The sequence below is a fragment of the Lacinutrix chionoecetis genome, assembly GCF_053604665.1.
This window is the reverse complement of the sequence record NZ_JBSHNQ010000087.1, coordinates 1-17,116: the sequence shown is the minus strand read 5'-3', so window position 1 is coordinate 17,116 and position 17,116 is coordinate 1. Positions and strand designations below refer to the sequence as shown.

The 17,116-nt window shown below is 33.3% G+C and carries 16 protein-coding genes; 8 read left to right on the top strand and 8 right to left on the bottom strand.

The window, feature by feature from the left end; genetic code table 11:
* Window positions 1–16 precede the first annotated feature (16 nt).
* Window positions 17–3,175: a UvrD-helicase domain-containing protein gene (locus tag ACVC43_RS14945; RefSeq protein ID WP_452225346.1), complete on the bottom strand. Its 3,159-nt coding sequence runs from the start codon at window positions 3,173–3,175 to the stop codon at window positions 17–19.
* Window positions 3,176–3,377: 202 nt separating this feature from the next.
* Between ACVC43_RS14945 and ACVC43_RS14940 the strand changes: the two genes are divergently transcribed.
* A complete protein-coding gene (locus ACVC43_RS14940; RefSeq protein WP_452225345.1) occupies window positions 3,378–3,986 on the top strand; it encodes a superoxide dismutase in 609 nt (202 codons plus the stop codon).
* Between the two features lie 484 nt (window positions 3,987–4,470).
* On the opposite strand, the gene ACVC43_RS14935 is transcribed toward ACVC43_RS14940, so the two are convergent.
* The 4 genes from ACVC43_RS14935 to purN form a co-directional block, all read right to left on the bottom strand.
* The gene (locus ACVC43_RS14935) at window positions 4,471–6,369 is read right to left on the bottom strand and encodes an amidophosphoribosyltransferase (RefSeq protein WP_452225344.1); all 1,899 of its coding nucleotides are present in this window, start codon (window positions 6,367–6,369) and stop codon (window positions 4,471–4,473) included.
* 110 nt (window positions 6,370–6,479) lie between these two features.
* On the bottom strand, window positions 6,480–7,406 hold the full coding sequence (locus ACVC43_RS14930) for a PfkB family carbohydrate kinase (RefSeq protein ID WP_452225343.1): 927 nt from the start codon (window positions 7,404–7,406) through the stop codon (window positions 6,480–6,482).
* A gap of 66 nt (window positions 7,407–7,472) precedes the next feature.
* The gene (locus ACVC43_RS14925; protein ID WP_452225342.1) at window positions 7,473–8,114 is read right to left on the bottom strand and encodes a ribonuclease H1 domain-containing protein; all 642 of its coding nucleotides are present in this window, start codon (window positions 8,112–8,114) and stop codon (window positions 7,473–7,475) included.
* Between the two features lie 76 nt (window positions 8,115–8,190).
* Complete coding sequence (gene purN, locus ACVC43_RS14920; protein WP_452225341.1) at window positions 8,191–8,757, bottom strand: phosphoribosylglycinamide formyltransferase; 567 nt, start codon at window positions 8,755–8,757, stop codon at window positions 8,191–8,193.
* A 183-nt stretch (window positions 8,758–8,940) separates the two neighbouring features.
* Here purN and ACVC43_RS14915 point away from each other — a divergent pair, with 183 nt between their 5' ends.
* The 5 genes from ACVC43_RS14915 to pyk all read left to right on the top strand — a co-directional run bounded on the left by ACVC43_RS14915 (window position 8,941) and on the right by pyk (window position 13,333).
* A complete protein-coding gene (locus tag ACVC43_RS14915; RefSeq protein WP_013869581.1) occupies window positions 8,941–9,174 on the top strand; it encodes an acyl carrier protein in 234 nt (77 codons plus the stop codon).
* Between the two features lie 12 nt (window positions 9,175–9,186).
* Window positions 9,187–10,437, top strand: a complete 1,251-nt coding sequence (fabF, locus tag ACVC43_RS14910; protein WP_452225340.1) for a beta-ketoacyl-ACP synthase II — start codon at window positions 9,187–9,189, stop codon at window positions 10,435–10,437.
* A gap of 97 nt (window positions 10,438–10,534) precedes the next feature.
* On the top strand, window positions 10,535–11,278 hold the full coding sequence (gene rnc / locus ACVC43_RS14905; protein ID WP_452225339.1) for a ribonuclease III: 744 nt from the start codon (window positions 10,535–10,537) through the stop codon (window positions 11,276–11,278).
* A gap of 139 nt (window positions 11,279–11,417) precedes the next feature.
* Window positions 11,418–11,906, top strand: coding sequence for an IPExxxVDY family protein (locus ACVC43_RS14900; protein ID WP_452225338.1), 489 nt, complete (start codon window positions 11,418–11,420; stop codon window positions 11,904–11,906).
* On the top strand, window positions 11,906–13,333 hold the full coding sequence (pyk, locus tag ACVC43_RS14895) for a pyruvate kinase (protein ID WP_452225337.1): 1,428 nt from the start codon (window positions 11,906–11,908) through the stop codon (window positions 13,331–13,333). The genes ACVC43_RS14900 and pyk overlap by 1 nt, the downstream gene beginning before the upstream one ends.
* Before the next feature lie 253 nt (window positions 13,334–13,586).
* Here pyk and ACVC43_RS14890 read toward each other — a convergent pair whose 3' ends face one another.
* The gene (locus tag ACVC43_RS14890) at window positions 13,587–14,372 is read right to left on the bottom strand and encodes a hypothetical protein (protein WP_452225336.1); all 786 of its coding nucleotides are present in this window, start codon (window positions 14,370–14,372) and stop codon (window positions 13,587–13,589) included.
* Window positions 14,373–14,470: 98 nt separating this feature from the next.
* Window positions 14,471–15,571, bottom strand: coding sequence for a DNA polymerase IV (dinB, locus tag ACVC43_RS14885; RefSeq protein WP_452225335.1), 1,101 nt, complete (start codon window positions 15,569–15,571; stop codon window positions 14,471–14,473).
* A 95-nt stretch (window positions 15,572–15,666) separates the two neighbouring features.
* On the opposite strand from dinB, the gene ACVC43_RS14880 reads away from it, so the two are divergent.
* On the top strand, window positions 15,667–16,134 hold the full coding sequence (locus tag ACVC43_RS14880; protein WP_452225334.1) for a CYTH domain-containing protein: 468 nt from the start codon (window positions 15,667–15,669) through the stop codon (window positions 16,132–16,134).
* A gap of 12 nt (window positions 16,135–16,146) precedes the next feature.
* Window positions 16,147–16,659 (top strand): YciI family protein, encoded by a 513-nt coding sequence (locus ACVC43_RS14875; RefSeq protein ID WP_452225333.1) that lies wholly within the window; start codon window positions 16,147–16,149, stop codon window positions 16,657–16,659.
* Window positions 16,660–16,734: 75 nt separating this feature from the next.
* Here ACVC43_RS14875 and ACVC43_RS14870 read toward each other — a convergent pair.
* Window positions 16,735–17,116: OmpA family protein (locus ACVC43_RS14870; RefSeq protein ID WP_452225332.1), on the bottom strand; the 382-nt coding region annotated here is incomplete at its 5' end.

Below are 17,116 nucleotides of genomic sequence, written 5' to 3'. Positions count from 1 at the left end.
ACAAATTTATAAAACATTAGTTGTAACTCTTAATTGTAATACTTTTATTAATGTATAATAGTATTTTTTGAGTTACTTTAAAATTCATTTCCTCAAGTATATCTTGATAATCTTGTAATTGGTGTTGGTATTTAGGATCGTGTAATCCTGTTTTATAATCGATTATTACAACCTCATTTTTGTCGTTTATTACTAATCTATCTGGTCTGTAAATTTTTCCAGTTTTAGAAATAATATCACGCTCATTATATACCGTAAGATTTTCTTTATAATAGTGCTTTAATTCTGGATGATGAACTATTTCAAGAATAGTTGTTTTTAAACCTTTAGCTTGTTTTTTATCTATAATTCCTGCACTTTCAAAATCGTTTAAAGCAAAGTCAATTTCACTTTCAACCCTAATGTGCTCCATAATATCGTGCACTAAATTTCCTTTTTCTATTGCATCTTGTTGTTTGGTATCCCAAAGAAAACCAGAATTTGCAATAACTTTTATGTTATGATCTTTTTTTGAAGTTGTAATAAATTCTGCCTGCTCAATCGTTTTTGTTTTATTTCTTTCGGTGTTTCTTTCTGGTTTTTCTGGGGAGCCAAAAGTATAAACGGCTTTAGTTTCTTCCCAATCGCCAGTTTTCATTAAATAATCTATTAATAATCCAGAATACGATTTTAGGTTCAACCCTTTAGAGTTAAAATCTTTTTTACCAATAATATAGAGCTGTTCTATAGGTCGTGTTAAGGCGACATATAAAAGGTTGAGGCTGTCGAGTTCTAATTCTGCCTGATGTCTTAAATGTATTACTTTGCCTTCCGTTCCATAAGACTCAAAAGCACTGCTATAATTTAGCAAAGCATAATCAAAACCGTTATAATTTTCTGGATTTAAAGCAAACCATTCCTTAGGTTCAATATCTTCGTATATATAGATGTCTGAATACGGGAAAATTACAACTGGAAACTCTAAACCTTTAGATTTATGAATTGTCATAATTTGAACTGCATCTTGTTCTTGAGGAGATACAATACTTAATCTATCTTTTTTGGCATTAAAATACTCTACAAAGGATCCTAAATCTGAAATGTTTTTTTGAGAATACTCTAAAACGGTATCTAAATAAAATTGAACAAAAGCGTTCGAAGTATCAACCAGCTTAAAACTTCTTACAACCGTTTCGGTTAAATCGTACAAGCCTTCTTGTATTAATTCGTTCGGGTTTACATTAATCCCAAATGCTTCAAAACTTTTAAAGAAAGCTTCTAATTCTAAAAATATATGATTTTTAAAAAATATATGTTTGTCTGATATCTCATGTTTTTCTGCTAAAAAATTGAGAATGTTAACCTTACATTCTGTATCGTTCGGGTTCACCAATAAGGTGAGTACATTATTAATAAACTGTACTTCTGGAGCATTATTAATTAGCATCGTTTCACTTGAAGTAATTTTAATGCCCTGGCTACTTAAAAATTGTGCAATAGCGATACCATGTTTTTTCTTTCTAACAAGAATACATACGTCTTTTAAAGCGTAACCATTACTTTGACAGGATTTAAGTGTTTCGAGTACCTGGTTGGTGTAAACCTCATCAACATTTCCATCTTCGTTTTTAAAATCGATAAAGTTTAGGTGCACATAACCTATTGTACTGTTAGATGATTTTTGGTGAGATTGTGTATATAAACTTCCATAATCTTCTATGCTAAAAGCTTGCGAAGCAATATGCTTAAAGAAGGCGTTGTTGAAATTTATTATTGTTTCCAGACTTCTATAATTAGACTCTAAATTTCTTACTTCTTGAGGAACAAAAAACGGTATCGAAGTCTTGTTAAATAAAGCCATAAACTGTTCGGCTTTGCCGCCTCGCCAGCGATAGATAGCCTGTTTAGCATCACCAACAATCATTGCTGAGCCTTTTTCTCCTTTTATATTTTCTCCAGACAGTGTATTATTTACCAACGGAATTAAATTCTCCCATTGCAATTGCGAGGTGTCTTGAAACTCATCAACAAAGTAATGCTTAAACTTTTCTCCCATACGTTCATATATAAATGGTGTGGGCTGGTTTTTTATTTCTTTACTAATAATAGCGTTAAATTCGCTAATAAGCATTTTGTTTTCTTCCTCTTTTATCGCAGTTAATTCTTTATTAATTGCTGTTAATACAGATAAAGGCGTGAGATTTTTATAAATGGCAATTGGTAATAAATAGCGCTCTGGTAATGATTGAGAAGCATAAAATAAAGCTTTTAGTTCTTCTATAATATGGTCAATATGTTGTTTGGTTTCGGTTGTGGCTTTGCCACCGTAATATTTTTCCTTTTCAATATTTTGTGCCAGCCTGCCTTCAAAATTTAAATCTTTAATTTTTAAGGCTTTCATTTTTAAAAAATGATTTGGCAAATCTGAATAACTAAAATGATTATAAGGTATATTACTACTTTCAATTAAACTCAAAGCTTTATCTGCAATGGCAATGCACTCGTCTTCTACCTGCTTTATTCTATTTTGTAAGGTTGATTTTATTTTTTTAAAATCCTCGAGCGATTTATTTTCTAAAGTTTTTACAAATTTTAAATCGGTTTCTTTGGTTAATAGTTTTGCAATCTTATTAAAATCCAGAGCAACATCCCAGCTTTTATCATCATCGGCTTTTTCTATGGCAAAATCAACAAGCACCTTTGTTAGTTCTCTATTGGTTCCTGCTTTTGAGATTAGCCTATCTACAGCTTCGCTTAACAAGGCATCTGTATCTAATTCTACTTCAAAATTTAGGGGTAATTTTAAATCGTGAGCAAAAGTTCTAATTAATCTGTGATTAAAACCATCAATGGTCGAAATATCGAACGCAGCATAATTGTGCATGATGGTATTTAAAATGGCTTTAGATTTTTTCTGAAGTACTTCGGGTTTCAAATTTAATTCATCAAGAATGTCTGTAAACATTGGGTGCTGATTTTCTAAATTTTCTTCCTCCGAAAAGGTCTTGAGCATTTCTAAAATACGCGCTTTCATTTCGCCAACGGCTTTGTTAGTAAATGTGATGGCTAAAATGTTTTTAAATTGATAATTACTTGATGCCGAAAAGAGAATTTTAAGATATTCTTTAACCAAGGTAAAGGTTTTACCACTACCAGCAGAAGCATTGTAAACCTTAAAAGAAGTGTTTGTAGACATAGTATAATTTGTGTACAAGATAAAAACAAATCTTTTTAAGACTATTTAAATTTTGGTTTTTTAGCAAGAAAATAAATCATTTCTACACTTCGATGTTAAAGTATTATTAAAACAGCAGACATAACATTGTTTTAATTTTTAATTGAAATGTTAAAGTGTTAAATTTACGTTCATAGAATTATTAACTAAAAACACAAAAATTATGGCTTTCGAATTACCGAAATTAAAATATGCATACGACGCTTTAGAACCAAATATAGATGCGCGTACCATGGAAATACACCACACAAAACACCATCAAGGTTATACAGATAAATTAAATGCTGCTATTGAAGGCACAGATTTAGAGGGAAAAACAATAGAAAATATCCTTGTAAATCTTGACAAGGATAATAAAGCAGTTAGAAACAATGGTGGAGGGTTTTACAATCACTCACTATTTTGGGAGGTAATGAATCCAGAAGATAAAGGGCGTTTATCTGGAGAATTAAAAGATGCTATCGAAGAAGAGTTTAAATCTGTTGACGCTTTTAAAGATGCTTTTAGCAAAGCTGCTGCTACACAATTTGGCTCTGGTTGGGCATGGTTGTGTGTACACAAAGGCGGAAAAGTAGAGGTATGCTCTACACCAAATCAAGACAATCCATTAATGCCTAAAGTAGGCTGTGGAGGAACTCCAATTTTAGGGTTAGACGTTTGGGAACATGCTTATTATTTAAAATATCAAAACAAAAGACCAGATTATATAGACGCTTTCTTTAAAGTGATAAACTGGAACGAAGTAGAGAGACGTTACGCAGAAGCGAAATAATTTATAACTTTTATAAATTACAAAAGCAGATTCGAAAGAATCTGTTTTTTTTATGCTTAAAAATGAAATTTTATAATCGAAATCTCAATTTTGGGCAAATAAAAAAGGTGAACGAGAGTTCACCTTTTTTGCCCCAAATCTACCATGAACTTAACCTACTTATGTTATGGTAAGTTCAAATATAACGAAGACTTTTTTAATATTATTGTTTTTTTAGATAAATGGTAAAAATATCTGATTAAATGCATTTTGTCGATAACGCCGAATAGGTTATAACTCAATTAGTTAAAATGCAGCTTTAAATATCGTTATAAAAAAAACTTAAAAAATAAAAAAGCCGGACGAGAGTCCGGCTTTTTTGCCCCAAATCTACCATGAACTTAACCTACTTATGTTATGGTGAGTTAAAAGTATAGTAAACTTATCTTCCATGGAAATGTTTTAGACAAAAAGCATCAATTTCTGTTTAACTGATAAACATCTGTTAATAAGCACGTTCCTTATTCCCTTCGAAGAAATTAATAAAAGCTCTGTTAACCACTCTATTACCACCAACAGTAGGATAGTTTCCTGTAAAATACCAGTCGCCTAAATTTTTAGGACAGGCTTTATGTAAATTTTCTACAGGTTGAAAAATGATTTCAACTTCGGCATTTACAGAATCATCACTTAAAAGTTGTGATATTTTAGCCGAAATCTCTTCAGCTGTAAATTGATCGTAGATTTCATTAACAAAGTTTTTAACGTCTTTATCGTTCAGGTTTTCTTGTGCTTTGCATTTAAGGTAAACCTCCTCAACTAAATCATATTTATCGTTTTCCTTTAATAGCTCTAAAGCAGCATTAAAAGCCACAAGCGTTTCTAAATTTGCCATATCTATACCATAGCAATCTGGAAAACGAATTTGTGGTGCTGAGGAAACGACGACAATCTTTTTAGGGTGCAATCTATCCATCATCTTAATAATACTTTTCTTTAGCGTTGTACCACGAACTATGCTATCGTCTATTATAACAAGATTATCTGTTGGTTTTATTACACCATAAGTCACATCGTAAACGTGAGCAACCAAATCATCACGACTACTATCTTCAGTTATAAAAGTTCTAAGTTTAACATCTTTAATTGCTATTTTCTCGATGCGAGGTCTTTCTTTTAAAATTTCAATAACCTTTTCTTTAGATAGTTTTCCTCCTCCAGCTAAAATAGCTTGAGTTTTACGCTCGTTAAGATGCTCTTCAACAGTTTCAATCATACCATAGAAAGAAGTTTCTGCTGTATTTGGAATATAAGAAAATACAGAGTTAGCGGTATCATTACCAATCGCTTTTAAAACTTCTGGCATTAAGAGTCTTCCAAGCATTTTACGTTCTTGGTAAATTTCGGCATCACTTCCTCGCGAAAAATAGATACGCTCAAAGGAGCATGCTTTACGTTCTAATGGTTCTAAGATTTGCTTAATAGAAACATCTCCAGATTTCTTTGTAATAATTGCATGACCAGGATCTAATTCTTTTACATCCTCAAACTCTACATTAAAAACAGTTTGTATTACTGGGCGTTCTGATGCTACCACGACAATTTCATCGTCTTTATAGTAATAAGCAGGGCGTATTCCAGCTGGATCTCTCAATACAAAACTATCTCCATGTCCTAATAAACCTGCCATAGCATAACCACCATCCCAGTTTTTAGCGGCTTTTCTAAGAATTTTAGCAATATTTAAACGCTCGGCAATTAATGGAGAGCATTCACTTTTTTTATAGCCTTCCTTTTTTAATTTTTTATAAATTTTACCAACGGCATCATCAAGAAAATGGCCTATTTTCTCCATAATGGTAATGGTGTCTGTGTACTCTTTTGGGTGTTGGCCAAGCTCAACCAGATTTCCAAAAAGCTCTTTAACATTAGTCATATTAAAGTTTCCAGCCAAAATTAAATTTCTATGTTGCCAGTTATTTTGACGTAGAAAAGGATGTACACTCTCAACACTGTTTTTACCAAAAGTGCCATAACGTACATGTCCTAAAAGGACTTCGCCAATATATGGTAATTTGCTTTTTTGAAGCGCTACGCTTTCATTATATTCGGGATGTGCTTCCAATTCGGTATTAATACGATCATTAATTTGAGCAAAAATATCTTGAATAGGTTGTTGTGCAATAGAGCGCACTCTACTTATGTAACGTTCTCCAGGTTTAGTATCTAATTTAATACTGGCAAAACCTGCACCATCTTGTCCGCGATTGTGCTGTTTTTCCATCATTAAATACATTTTATTAACACCATAAAAGGCGCTTCCGTATTTTTTTTTGTAAAATTCTAACGGTTTTAAAAGCCTTATGTGTGCAATTCCGCACTCGTGTTTTAAAGCATCACTCATTGTTGTTGTGTTGTTGAGAGTTGTTTATTAAATAACAAAAATATTATAAATAATAGAATTGACTATATGTTCTAATTAAAAAACGCGCTCAAATTTTGAGCGCGTTTTTTTTATTTTAATTCAATTTCAAATTGTGTTAAATCCTTAAATTGCTGCAAGCGTTTGTGTACTTCGCTTTTCGTTAAAGTTAACATGCGCTCTGTACCAAATTTCTCGACGCAAAAAGACGCTAAGGTACTACCGTATATTACAGCGTTTTTCATATTTTCGAAAGAGGTATCCCCTGTTTTAGCAAGATAACCCGCAAAACCACCAGCAAAAGTGTCTCCAGCTCCTGTTGGGTCAAACACTTCTTCTAAGGGTAAAGCTGGTGCGTAAAACACATTATCATCATGAAACAACAATGCGCCATGTTCCCCTTTTTTTATCACTACGTATTTTGGACCCATTTCGTGAATTTTCCTTGCTGCAACTACTAGGGAATATTCTCCTGTAAGTTGTCTTGCTTCTTCATCGTTAATGGTAATAACATCTACATTTTTTATTACTGCTTTTAAATCGTCTAAAGCAATATCCATCCAAAAATTCATGGTATCTAAAATGGCTAATTTTGGTTTCTTAGTCATTTGGTCTAATACACCTTGTTGTACCAAAGGATGTAAATTACCCAACATTACAATTTCTGCATCTTTATAAGCTTCGGGAACTACTGGGTTAAAATGTTCTAAAACATTTAACTCGGTAACCAAAGTGTCGCGAGAATTCATATCGTTATGGTATTTACCACTCCAAAAGAAAGTTTTACCTTCTTTTACAATTTCGATACCTTCAATATCTATGTTTCTATCTTTTAAAAGATTTAAATACTCCTGTGGAAAATCGCCACCAACAACAGAAACTGCAGCAGCATCAACATTAAAATTTGCAGCAGATAATCCAATATAGGTTGCTGCTCCACCAAGAATTTTATCGGTTTTACCAAAGGGCGTTTCAATAGCATCAAAAGCTACGGTACCAACTATTACTAATTTGCTCATGTAAGCGATTTGTTTTAAGCGGCAAATATACGATTTTTATGGAGTATGAAATTAAATACCTAACTGTTATTTTCTTCCAAAATCTGCAGGTATTTCTCCCCAAGCTTTAGTTTCCCATTTTACAATGGTGGTTTTGTAATCATTTTCTTGAAGCCAGGCTATAGCACGATCGACCAAATTGTAAACAGGTTTGTTTTTTGCGTTACGTTTTAATTTACTATTACAGGTTTTTTTACGCACCCAACTCATGGCAGTTTTCGAGTCTGTGTAAATAATACGATCACTGTCGTGTTTTTTTAAGAAACTTAAACCGTGAACTAAGGCTAAAAACTCTCCTATATTATTAGTGCCTTCTGCAAATGGACCTTGAATAAACAGTTGTTTTTTTGTTTTAGTATCTACGCCACGATATTCCATAATACCAGGATTGCCACTCGAAGCGGCATCAACGGCAATAGAATTATAATTAGGCTTGCCTATTTTTTTAAGTTGCTCGGCAGATAACTCGCTTTTAAACGTTTTGTTTTTTCCTATGTAGTCGAAATAATTACCTTTTAAAGCTGCTTTTGCAGCATCGAAGGTGGCAAACGATTTGTATTGCGCACCTTCAAAATCCTTTATTTGTGCTTTACAATCGTCCCATTTTTCAAAAACGCCTGTGCGGTGCCCTTTCCAAACGGTGTAGTATTTTTTCTTTGTTTTACTCATCCTTACTTCCCGTATAAACGGGAATCTTTTTTATCATTCCTGCGAAGGCAGGAGTCCCTTGAATTTGTCTGTTTATTTAATCTTCCAGCAACTTTTTAACCACCTTTGGAAAATGTTCCATCTCCAACTTATGAATTTTTGCAGCCACATCCTCAGCAGAATCTGTAGCTAAAACCTCACATTTTGTCTGAAAAATAATGGCTCCTTCATCATAATTCTCATTTACATAGTGAATCGTGATACCAGTTTCAGTTTCTTTATTAGCAATTACAGCTTGATGAACAAAGTGACCATACATGCCTTTTCCTCCAAATTTTGGTAGCAAAGCAGGATGTACATTTATTACTTTATTAGGGAAATGTTTCAAGATTGTATCTGGAAATTTCCATAGAAAACCAGCTAATACAATTAAATCTGGATTGGAAGATTTCAATATATTTAATACATCTTCGGTCTCTGTAAAAGCAACTTTATTAAATGATAACGCACTAACTTTCAGTTTTTTACATCGCTCTAATACTTTGGCATGAGGATTGTTAGTTAGTACCTGAATAACAGACGCATTGTCGCTATTTTGAAAAAACCTTATTAAATTTTCAGCATTACTTCCGCTACCGGACGCAAAAATTACTACACGTTTCATTTTCTAGTATTCAATGTTAAATCTTCAAACAAAAAAAAGAATAATTATTAACAATTATAGGCTAAAACAGAATTTCTTCGATTTAAATTATTAACTTTCGAAGTCTTTTTTAATAGAAAGATGTGTTTTAAAATAAAGTTTTTTATTTTTGCCTCTTAATTAAAACTAAAAAAAATTAAAATTATGTCAGACATTGCATCAAGAGTAAAAGCGATAATCGTAGACAAATTAGGTGTTGACGAAAACGAAGTTGTAACAGAAGCGAGCTTCACAAACGACTTAGGAGCAGATTCGTTAGACACTGTTGAATTAATTATGGAATTTGAAAAAGAATTCGATATCCAAATTCCAGACGACCAAGCAGAAAACATTGCAACAGTTGGTCAAGCTGTATCATATATTGAAGCTGCAAAATAAGCACTAATATTTATGGAACTTAAGCGAGTTGTAGTTACAGGTCTTGGCGCACTTACACCTATTGGTAACACCAAAGATGAATATTGGGATGCCTTAGTGAATGGTAAAAGTGGTGCTGCGCCTATAACTTATTTTGATACTGAAAAGTTTAAAACAAAATTCGCTTGTGAGTTAAAAAACTTTGTCGCAACCGATTTTCTTGATAGAAAAGAGGCGCGAAAAATGGACAGGTTTACGCAGTACGCAATGGTCGCATCTGATGAGGCTATTGCGGACGCGAACCTAAATTTAGATACCATCAACAAACTAAGAGTTGGTGTTATTTGGGGAGCAGGAATTGGAGGGCTTGAAACATTCCAGAACGAAGTATTAAACTTTGCAGAAGGAGATGGTACACCAAGATTTAATCCGTTCTTTATCCCAAAAATGATTGCAGATATTGCACCAGGAAACATATCTATTAAAAATGGATTTATGGGACCTAATTATACTACGGTGTCTGCCTGTGCATCATCAGCCAATGCGATGATTGATGCATTAAATTATATTCGTTTAGGACATTGCGATGTTATTGTTACAGGAGGAAGTGAAGCCGCTGTAACTCTTGCTGGAATGGGCGGATTTAATGCTATGCACGCACTTTCTACAAGAAATGAAAGCCCGGAAACAGCCTCTAGACCTTTCGATGCTACAAGAGATGGTTTTGTATTAGGAGAAGGAGCAGGAGCTATAATTCTTGAGGAATATGAGCATGCAAAAGCAAGAGGAGCCAAAATTTATGCTGAGCTTGTAGGTGGCGGAATGTCATCAGATGCTTACCACATGACCGCTCCACACCCAGATGGTATAGGCGTAATGGCAGTAATGAGAAACTGTTTAGAAAACGCTGGATTAAAACCAGAAGATGTAGACCATATTAATACACATGGCACATCGACACCCTTAGGTGATGTTGCCGAACTTAAGGCTATTACCGAAGTTTTTGGCGAGCACGCTAAAAACATCAACATTAATTCTACAAAGTCAATGACGGGTCATTTACTTGGTGCTGCAGGTGCTGTGGAGTCTATTGCTTCTATTTTAGCAATGGAACATGGAATTGTACCACCAACAATAAACCACGAAAATGTTGACGAAAATATAGATTCTAACTTAAACTTAACGCTTAACAAACCACAAAAACGCGATATTAAAGTTGCAATGAGCAATACATTTGGTTTTGGCGGACACAATGCTTGCGTACTATTTAAAAAATTAGATTAAAATTTGAATGAAATAAACCATGACAAAAAATTCAATTATCGAAATTATTGTTAAGTTTATTCCCTTTCATCTATTTAAGGTAATATCTAATTAACAGATGAATAGCATTAGAAACATATTTTCAAAATCTAAAAAAGATAAAGGAAAATTCTTCACCACTATTACAAAAATTATAGGTTATAAGCCAAAAACGATAAAACACTTTAAGACAGCGTTTACGCATCGTTCTATGAATATTAAAAATAATAAAGGTCATATTGTAAATTATGAGCGTTTAGAGTTTTTAGGCGATGCTATGTTAAGTGCTGTAATTGCTCATCATTTATACGAAGAAGTCCCAAGTGGAGACGAAGGTTATTTAACAAAAATGCGCTCTAAAGTAGTGAGCCGCGAGCATTTAAACGAGCTCGGTCGTGATCTTAAGTTAATAGAGCTGGTAGAAAGTAAAATCCCCAAAGGACAATTTGGAGATAATATTCACGGTAATTTATTCGAATCTTTAGTTGGAGCAATTTATCTGGATGGAGGCTACAAGTGCTGCGAAAAATTTATTTACAAACGTGTTATTACGCCTTTTGTAGATATAGAACAATTAGAAGGCAAAGTAATAAGCTACAAAAGCCTGTTGATTGAATGGTGCCAAAAAGAAAAGAAAACTTTCGATTTCAATGTTTATGAAGATACTGGTAACGATAACATGCGTCACTTTTCAGTTAAATTATCTATAGACGATAAAATTGTTTCCAAAGGAAGAGCCACCTCTAAAAAGAAAGCAGAAGAAAAAGCCTCAAAGCGTGCTTTCTTTGTTTTTCAAAACCAAATTTCTAAAGCGTTGTTGTAAACCAACACGCATTTTACACTTCTCTCAAAATCTTTATAAAACTACAACGTTTTCGTTAACTTAAGGTGTTAAGATTCCCTAAAATTAGGCGCTTCGAACCATTTTAAATACTATATTTACATTTCACTTAGTATCGAATATGGCTATTAAAAAACTCGTTTTAAATGATTTTTTTGAAGAAGAAAGCTTCTCGCTCATTGGCATTCATTGTAACATTGAAGATTATAGATTGGCCTTTTTGCTTAATAGAGCATTAGGTTTAAAGCTTAATAGACAAACTAAGGATATAGATAATAACAATCACAAAACAACTTTCTCTATTTTCGAATGGGAAGACAATACACAACTTAGAATCTGGAATTTAGTTTCTAATGTTTGTAAAGTAACCTCTAACGTATTAAATGAGGAAATAGATTCACTATTTAATTCAAACCAAACAGTGACTAAAACCCACCATTTGGTTCCAGAATTTGGTAAAGCCAATTATCTATTAAAAATTAATAGTGAGGTGAACACTAATAAGGAAAAACTCATTTTAGAAAAAATACTAAAAATAGATCAGGTAATTACAGCATACAACATTGCTTCAGAGCGCTTGAAATCTAAAGATCAACTAATATTTAACTAATGTTAAAAAGAAAAAAAACTAAAATTGTTGCCACCTTAGGGCCCGCAACAAGTTCAAAAGAAGTATTAAAAGCAATGTTAGACGAAGGTGCTAATGTGTTTAGAATAAATTTTTCGCATGCCGATTACGACGATGTAAAAGAACGTGTACAGATGATTCGCGAACTTAACGAGGAGTTTGGCTACAATGCTTCCATACTGGCAGATTTACAAGGACCTAAGTTGCGCGTTGGCGTTATGCAAGGAGAGGTTTATGTGCAACCAGGTGACGAAATTATCTTTGCAACAGGAAAACGCTTTACAGGCACTAAAAAGCGTGTGTATATGACCTACGATAATTTTCCACAAGACGCTAAAAAAGGAGAACGCATACTTTTAGACGATGGAAAATTAATTTTCGAGGTGGTTTCTACAGATAAAAAATCTGAAGTTAAAGCTAAAGTCATTCAAGGTGGACCATTACGCTCTAAAAAAGGAGTAAACTTGCCAAATACCAATATCTCGCAACCAGCATTAACCGAAAAAGATATAAAAGACGCCAAATTTGCTTGCGAATTAAAAGTAGATTGGATGGCATTATCATTTGTACGTCATGCCGAAGATTTAATGGTACTTCAAGAACTTATAAAAGAGCATAGCGACCATAAAATACCAATTATAGCCAAAATTGAAAAACCCGAAGGTGTTGCAAATATCGATAAAATTGTTGCGTATTGCGATGGCTTGATGGTAGCACGTGGTGATTTAGGAGTAGAAATTCCGGCCGAAGAAGTGCCATTAGTGCAAAAAAAATTAGTGCTTCGTGCTAAAAAAGCAAGAATACCTGTAATAATTGCGACACAAATGATGGAAACCATGATCGATAGTCTCACGCCAACACGTGCAGAGGTTAATGATGTGGCTAACTCGGTAATGGATGGTGCAGATGCTGTTATGCTCTCTGGAGAAACCAGTGTTGGTAAATATCCAGTACAAGTGATCCAGCAAATGTCTAATATTATTCGTAGTGTGGAAGACAGCGATTTAATTAATGTCCCTCACGAGCCACCAACCATTCGTACAAAAAGATACATTACCAAATCTATTTGTTATCATGCGGCACACATGGCAAACGAGATTGACGCCAAAGGCATTTCAACTTTAACAAATAGTGGCTACACAGCCTTTCAAATTTCCGCTTGGCGACCAAAATCGCATATTTTAGTGTTTACCTCCAATAAGCGTATTTTAACACAATTAAATCTACTTTGGGGCGTAAAAGCTTTCTTTTACGATAAGTTTGTAAGTACAGACGAAACCATAGAAGATGTAAATAAAATGGCTCAAGAAATGGGTTATTTGGAAAAAGGAGACATGCTTGTAAGTCTTGCAGCCATGCCAATTCAGGAAAAAGGGATGGTAAACACACTTAGGGTTACAGAGATTTAAACGCATTTATGGCGTTATCTTCCCGATAAAAATCGGGAGGTCGCGCTTTCCACTATATCTTTTTGCAGAAAAAGCAAAAAGGATGCCGCTTTAATCGCTAACGCGAGCCAAGGACAGTGATTATAAATTAGGACCAGTTATAATTTTATAGTTGGTTTTTTTGTTTGAAAAGTTAATGTTATGTTGTTAGCAAATAATTACTGTACAGAAAATTATTGAGTATTCCCGTAAATAGGTCAGAGCTTGTCATAAATTATTCCAATTCAAGTTTTATTTTATCTATTGGAATTTTGTGTTCTAATAATTTGATAATTAGTTGTAATGATTTCAAAGATTCAAACCGGTCATCTACAGAATTCATTAATCTTAATAGTCCATAATATTCAACATTTTTGTAGTCAATATAAAAAGAATCTAAATGATTATTTTTTAATAATGTATCAATTATAAAATTTTTATCTTTCTCCTCATATCTAAAAGAGATTCCAGTGCCATATCCCCAAATGTTGTCATCTGTTCTATTTTTTGAGTCCGTTATTAAAAAATGACTATCTAGTATTCTTGTTTTCCCGTCAATTGAACAAATAAAAAGTTCCGCAATATCTATAGATTCTTGAACTTCTTCTTTTGATGGTAATTTGTAATAGTGTTCTAATTTATTTCTAAGAGTTCTAGCTTTTGCAACAATGTATGCAGGTGCCAAATTTAAAGCTTGGATCAGTTTTAGCTTATATGGCAAATCTTTATTAATTTTTGTTAGAGAAACGATGTTCTCACTCTGTTTCGGAATTTCTTGAAAATCAATACCTAAAATAGTAAGTGTGTCGTCAATTTGACAATCAATTGCTCTTTTAGCATTTGTAAGTGAATTTATTAGACCTTGACTGTTCTTAGAATGAAAATCTAACTTAGAGAATCTAAGAAATTCTTTAGGTGAAATTTCAAAATTAGATTTTTCTCTTCCTGTACCGCCATTTGGTATTAAAATAAGATCGGTTAAATTCAGTTTTGTTAAGTTAAATGATTCTTTTAAGTTCATTGGTTATAATTTGGTATAATGTCTCCGTTAATAAACTGTGTTATTTTTTTATCAATCTTCAAACTAAGTTCGGCTATTATTTTTAGAAAGTCAAATAATCAAAACCCAAACTTCAACTGTACACTAACACTCTTTTTATCTACTTTTTTAGCCTTCTTTTCGGTATTTAAATTAGAAAGCGAAATACCAAGTAAGCGTACTGAGTTATTCATTTTTTCTTGGTATAATAAATCTTTGGCAGTTTCAAGAATAACGTCTTTATCACTAATAAAATAAGGCAACGTTTTACTACGTGTTTGTAAGGTGAAATCGCTGTATTTTATCTTTAGTGTAATGGTTTTACCAGCAACTTTACTACTTTTTAAGCGCTTGGAAACCTCTTCGGCAATGTGCTCCAGCTTCTCTAGCATAAAAATTTCAGAAGACAAATTTTCATTGAAAGTACGCTCGGCAGCCAAGCTTTTTCTAATGCGATTGGGTTTCACCTCGCTGTTATGTATACCTCTAACAATGTAATAGTATGATTTGCCAGATTTCCCAAAGTTATCTTCTAAATAATTTAGTGTTTTAGATTTTAAATCTTTTCCTGTAAATATGCCTTTTTGGTACATTTTTTCGGCTGTAACTTTCCCAATACCATAAAATTTTCTAATATCTAATGCTTCTAAAAAAGTTAAAACTTCTTCTGGATTTACTGTTTTTTGCCCGTTAGGTTTGTTGTAATCACTGGCAACTTTAGCCACAAATTTATTTACCGATATTCCTGCAGAAGCGGTTATTCCAACCTCATTAAAAATGCGGGTTCTTATTTCTTCAGCAATAAGCGAGGCGCTAGGATTGCCTTTTTTGTTTTCTGTAACATCTAAATAGGCTTCGTCAAGTGAAAGCGGTTCAACTAAATCGGTATAGTCATAAAATATAGCTCTAATTTTTGCAGAAATTTCTTTATACCGATCAAATCTTGGCTTTACAAAAATTAAATCTGGACACAAACGTCTTGCTTTTACACCACTCATGGCACTTTTTACTCCAAATTTTCTAGCCTCATAACTTGCGGCACTAACAACGCCTCTTTGGCTACTACCGCCAACCGCCAATGGTTTTCCAATAAGTTCTGGATTATCCATTTGCTCAACAGACGCGTAAAATGCATCCATATCTACGTGAATAATCTTTCTTATTGGTAAGTTTTCAGACATAACACAAATTTATTAATTCTTGAGTTAGAAGCTATTGCTAATTTTGTAATTTAGAATAAAATTAATAAGATTAAATTCTTTAGTGGACGTAAAATATGGTTGAAATCGAACGTAAATTCTTAGTGAAATCAGATGCCTTTAAGCAGGAAGCACACAAGCAATCGAGAATCACACAAGGTTTTTTAAGCACAGATAAAAAACGAACCGTTCGTGTTAGATTGAATGGAGATAAAGGGTTTTTAACTATAAAAGGACAATCGTCTAAAAACGGATTGTCTCGTTTTGAATGGGAAAAAGAAATTACCAAAATGGAAGCAGAAGCCCTTTTACAGCTTTGTAAAAAGGGAATGATAGATAAAATACGATACGAAGTTAAGTTTGGTAGTCATATTTTTGAAATCGATGAATTTTTAAAAAAGAATAGTGGTTTGATAGTTGCCGAAGTTGAGCTAAAAACGGAAGAGGAAACCTTTAAAAAACCAGAGTGGTTAGGAGAAGAAGTAACAGGAGATAGTAAATATTATAATTCACAATTAAGTAAAACACCATTTAGTAAATGGTAAAACATTAATATTATGAAACAGTTATTATTAATTTTATTGGTCGTTGTTTTTGCATGTAAATCTGAAACCAAAGACCCTACGGTTGATGTTTTAGAAAAAGTAGAAACTAAACCTATTGAAGAGGTAGAAACAAAACAAACCTCAAAAGTGCTACTTGAAGATTTAAAAGCAAAAGGGTTTGAGACCTTTAACTATGTCGATGAAAAAACAAAAGATACAACCATAATGCAAAAGTATTTTATCGCTTTTTTAAAATCTGGAGCGATAAGAACTCAAAATGAAGAAGAAGCAGCACGATTACAGAAAGAACATTTAGCGCATTTGGGTAGAATGTATGATTTGGGTTATGCCGATATTTCAGGTCCTTTTGGAGACGATGGAGATATTAGAGGGATTACAATTTACAATGTGCCAACCTTAAAAATGGCAGATAGTTTAGCCAATTTAGACCCGATGGTTAAAGCTGGACGCTTAGAAATTGAAATACATCCATGGTGGGCAGCAAAAGGATTTGGATTGAGATAACTAATATTATTATTAAAAAGAGCCGCAACATATGTTGCGGCTCTTTTTGGTTATAGTTGGTTAGTTAAACGGTATTTAATTATTAACATTAGGACCCCCACTTGTAATTATAAATTCCGAGCGACGGTTGAGTTGGTGTTGTTCGTCTGTACAATTATTACCACAATCTACAGCTAATTCTCTTTCACCTTTTCCTGCACCAGAAATACGTGAGGCATCAATACCTTTAGAGATGACGTATTGTACTGTGGTTTTCGCTCTACGGTCTGATAAGCGGTCGTTGTAGCTGTCTGAGCCTCTTATATCTGTATGTGATGTGGCGTAAATAACCATGTTTGGATACTTGTTCATTACCTGTACCAGATTGTCCAGCTCAAAGGCTGCTGGTGCGGTTATGTTAGATTTATCGAAATCGAAATAAATAGGCTTAAGTACTACTCGTTCCTGCTCAATAATT

What these genes read in the sequence shown, in the direction of transcription:
- ACVC43_RS14945 (WP_452225346.1), bottom strand. Translation starts at nt 3,175, where the DNA reads ATGTCTACAAACACTTCTTTTAAGGTTTACAATGCTTCTGCTGGTAGT.
- ACVC43_RS14940 (WP_452225345.1), top strand. Translation starts at nt 3,378, where the DNA reads ATGGCTTTCGAATTACCGAAATTAAAATATGCATACGACGCTTTAGAA.
- ACVC43_RS14935 (WP_452225344.1), bottom strand. Translation starts at nt 6,369, where the DNA reads ATGAGTGATGCTTTAAAACACGAGTGCGGAATTGCACACATAAGGCTT.
- ACVC43_RS14930 (WP_452225343.1), bottom strand. Translation starts at nt 7,406, where the DNA reads ATGAGCAAATTAGTAATAGTTGGTACCGTAGCTTTTGATGCTATTGAA.
- ACVC43_RS14925 (WP_452225342.1), bottom strand. Translation starts at nt 8,114, where the DNA reads ATGAGTAAAACAAAGAAAAAATACTACACCGTTTGGAAAGGGCACCGC.
- purN (WP_452225341.1), bottom strand. Translation starts at nt 8,757, where the DNA reads ATGAAACGTGTAGTAATTTTTGCGTCCGGTAGCGGAAGTAATGCTGAA.
- ACVC43_RS14915 (WP_013869581.1), top strand. Translation starts at nt 8,941, where the DNA reads ATGTCAGACATTGCATCAAGAGTAAAAGCGATAATCGTAGACAAATTA.
- fabF (WP_452225340.1), top strand. Translation starts at nt 9,187, where the DNA reads ATGGAACTTAAGCGAGTTGTAGTTACAGGTCTTGGCGCACTTACACCT.
- rnc (WP_452225339.1), top strand. Translation starts at nt 10,535, where the DNA reads ATGAATAGCATTAGAAACATATTTTCAAAATCTAAAAAAGATAAAGGA.
- ACVC43_RS14900 (WP_452225338.1), top strand. Translation starts at nt 11,418, where the DNA reads ATGGCTATTAAAAAACTCGTTTTAAATGATTTTTTTGAAGAAGAAAGC.
- pyk (WP_452225337.1), top strand. Translation starts at nt 11,906, where the DNA reads ATGTTAAAAAGAAAAAAAACTAAAATTGTTGCCACCTTAGGGCCCGCA.
- ACVC43_RS14890 (WP_452225336.1), bottom strand. Translation starts at nt 14,372, where the DNA reads ATGAACTTAAAAGAATCATTTAACTTAACAAAACTGAATTTAACCGAT.
- dinB (WP_452225335.1), bottom strand. Translation starts at nt 15,571, where the DNA reads ATGTCTGAAAACTTACCAATAAGAAAGATTATTCACGTAGATATGGAT.
- ACVC43_RS14880 (WP_452225334.1), top strand. Translation starts at nt 15,667, where the DNA reads ATGGTTGAAATCGAACGTAAATTCTTAGTGAAATCAGATGCCTTTAAG.
- ACVC43_RS14875 (WP_452225333.1), top strand. Translation starts at nt 16,147, where the DNA reads ATGAAACAGTTATTATTAATTTTATTGGTCGTTGTTTTTGCATGTAAA.